This window comes from Bacillus sanguinis, from assembly GCF_018332475.1.
Lineage (GTDB): Bacteria > Bacillota > Bacilli > Bacillales > Bacillaceae_G > Bacillus_A > Bacillus_A sanguinis.
Genome location: NZ_BOQB01000450.1, coordinates 1 through 3,316, shown reverse-complemented (window position 1 = coordinate 3,316; position 3,316 = coordinate 1). Strand labels below are relative to the sequence as shown.

Annotated in this window: 3 protein-coding genes; all 3 read right to left on the bottom strand. The window is 31.4% G+C overall.

Annotated features, from left to right (window positions below):
* Positions 1 to 268, bottom strand: a 268-nt coding sequence (locus KI369_RS27485) for an SseB family protein (protein WP_212958768.1), incomplete at its 3' end; no start/stop codon positions are given.
* 69 nt (positions 269 to 337) lie between these two features.
* The gene (locus tag KI369_RS27480) at positions 338 to 1,093 is read right to left on the bottom strand and encodes a DUF975 family protein (protein WP_212958766.1); all 756 of its coding nucleotides are present in this window, start codon (positions 1,091 to 1,093) and stop codon (positions 338 to 340) included.
* 166 nt (positions 1,094 to 1,259) lie between these two features.
* On the bottom strand, positions 1,260 to 3,316 hold a 2,057-nt coding region (locus KI369_RS27475), incomplete at its 5' end, for a hypothetical protein (protein ID WP_212958764.1).

Sequence of the window (3,316 nt, the reverse complement as noted above, 5' to 3'; positions counted from 1 at the left end):
CTTCTGGAATAATCATTTCTAAATGCTTCAAATCAGAATATAGTGGTAACATTAATCCTTCTTCCATTTCAAAATAATGAATTTGCAATTGTGTATTTTCAGTTGAAATCAAATTCCCTTCTTCATCTACAGTTGTATCTCCTTCTACCGAAGCAACAACGTACAAATTTGATTTCTGTAATATCTCATAAAAACGAACTCTTTTTTCTTCATTCTGTAAAGCTTCCACTAACGCCTCATCTAATGGACAAATTTCTAGTAAACTCATTGAACTTCACTCCTTATGTGAAATAATTTCGCCATCTTACGCAAAGTAAGATGGCGAATTTTAAACCCGTTATTTTTGAATATTGATAACCGATACTTCTTTTGAATCATTAGTTCTATTCACTAGATTTAAGTAGAAATACGATACTGTAGTAGTATAATATGGCGAAATCCAAAGGTATGGGAGATTTAGTGTGAAAATTCCCACCAATGAACCCAAAATAAACCAACCAATGAAACTTAACCAAGTAATAAATAAATCTAACTTATGTCCTTTCATCATCATTTTACTTTTTTTAATTGCTTCACTTGCTGTACATTCTGGATCCTCTAACATAATGTAGTAAGCCATAGAATAAGAGAAAAATTTAATAATACCTGGAACAATGAACAAAAGACTCCATAAGCTAATAAATATTGTTTGTAAGATACCTAGTTTCATAGCTCTAAATATATTCTTTGAATTGAAACCAGCAAATAGATCACCTATTGTGGTAGATTCATTTTTCGCTAAGCCTAATGTGATTGTATAATAGCCGTAACTCATAACACTCTGTACAACAATATAAAGAATAGAAATAATAACCCATACAATAATTTGGGATAAAATCAATCCAAAATTAATTTGAGGTTCGCCATATGAATAATATACAAAGTTCTCAGGTCCTATAACATCTATAAACAAACCCAAAATTAGAAATACTACTATACCAATGATATACATACTTGCTACGGGGATGAGATAATTAAGAAACGTTGAACCTACCCCTAATCCCCATCGGCCTTTCAATGAGGCTAATGCTTCCCTTTTTAAATTGCTAATCATCTTTTTTCCACCTTTCAAATTCTTTATTATGCATAGTGTGGCTTTAATGAATAATTAATGAGTTTTAGTAAAATTTAAAATTCTACTAAAACTCATTAATATTTACTCCTTATACGAAATAATTGCGCCATCTTACTTAAAGTAAGATGGCGCATGTCAAATCCAATTATTTTTGAACGCTCATAGCTTTAATTTTTTCTACATTCTCTTTTGCTTGTTTCGTTATTTCTCCATTAATAGCATTTGCATATTTATCACGAGTTAAAAATTCAAAACATTTATACGCATTATTCGTATCAGTTGCAGACATATATCCTGCACCTTTATTAAACATTTTTAGAGCTACCGTATTCATCCATTCTTTTGCATCTGTTTCTGGATATTTTAATTTTATTGCTAAATCCATAGTATGAGAAGTTAATTCAATTGCTGAAGCTAAATCTTCAATCGTATCTTTATTCCCGCTTACCTTTGCAGCTTCAAATGTACTCAAATACTCAATTGTCACTTTTACTTCATCTTTAATTCCTAGCTCTTCAATTCCTGGTGTTTTATATAAAATTTGATAGTTGTTTAAAGCAGCCTTATTCTCTAACTGTTTTGCTTCTTTAATTACAAGACTAGCAACATTAGAAAATCCAGCTTTGTCAACAACACCACGGGAAGCTGCTTGACCATAATAATGTAAAGCATTATAAAGGCTCGTTTGACCTTTTTTATTTGCTTCATCACTCGCTAATTGCACAAGTTGAATTCCCTCCATTTTTTTTGATGCATTATCAATCATATTCATACCATTAATTTGGCCAATCGTTTTATCAATATCTTTTAACTGTGCAAGTAATGTGTATGATGGTAATAATGTTTTACCTACTTCACTTTGCCATCCTGTCGTTCCATTCATTTTATTCCATTCATTTTCTGTATCTGTCCATAATTTATTCGCATATTTAACCATTTCTTCTCTTGAACGTTCCAATGGGTGCTTTGTACGAATTGCATTTGCAATATTTAATACGGCTGTATAATATTCTTCATTATTTGCAGCATCGTTTGCTTTTCTTTCAAACATTAGCGGCATTAATAGCTTATGAGATTCATCTTGAACAGATTTTTCTACCCTTGCCGTATTTGCTAATAAATTTGCTTTATTTATAGCATCTTCCACTGTAAAATTAGAATTTTTTATTTGTCCACGAAGTCCCTCTACAGCCACACTAAATTGCTGTTCTAATTTTTCTTTTTGTTCTCCTGTTGCCCCGTCAACATACTGATTTGCTAATAGTAAAGCATTTTCATAATGTGGATTTGCTGGATTTAAATATGTTTCTATTTGATCAATCTCTTGACTAAATGGTTCAGATTTCACTTGTGCTTTTTGAGTATTTGAATCGATATTATTTGTTTTCTCGTTATTTTTGGTACCTTCAGTCTTAGCATCTTTTTGGTTTTTCTCAGTTGTTGTACTTGTTGCCTCATTTTCTTCTGTAACTGCTTTTCCTTCATTACTGCTAGTATTTTCTTTTACAGGGCTTGCTTTTTCTTTTGTCTCAGTTGCAGACTGCACTACTGTTGTTTGGATATTAAGGTTCTGTAATTCTTCTTGTAATAGCTTGTTGAAAATATCTTCTACACCTTGATTCGCTTTTTCTACTAATGTAGGATCTACGCTTTCAAATACTGATGTAACTAAATAAAATTTACTTAATGCTTGTTCTAAAGATGCTACATCCCCTGTATTTGACCACTCTCTTTTTTCTTCTGTTGCTGTTTGATAAACTTTTTCTGCTACAGATTTAATATAATCTTTCTTATTTTCACTTAAATATCTTTGTAACTCTTCTTGTGTAGTAACCGATTCATTTAGTACATTCATTTGATTACGTAAATAGAATAGGGCTCTCTCATTTGAATATTCACCACTTGTAAGAATTTGTTCTACATTATCTAATGCTAACTTATGTTCAGCTATCGATTTTGATTTTGATGGTGTATTCAATTGGCTAACGAGCGTCCAGTCTTCTTTTTTGCTATTGTAGTTCGTTAAATTATTTAATGCATTTTCATCCAGTTCTTTTTGACTCGTATAAAAATCATTAAAGAAAACAGATGAGTAATATTTTCCATTTCCAGCGTACCACTCAACTAAAATATCACCCGTTTTTGGTGATACTGTAATTGTTGGGTGTGTTGGTTCTGGATCCGGCTTTGGATCTGGCTTTG

Coding starts and splice junctions, on each gene's coding strand:
- KI369_RS27480 (WP_212958766.1), bottom strand. CDS start 1,093: ATGATTAGCAATTTAAAAAGGGAAGCATTAGCCTCATTGAAAGGCCGA.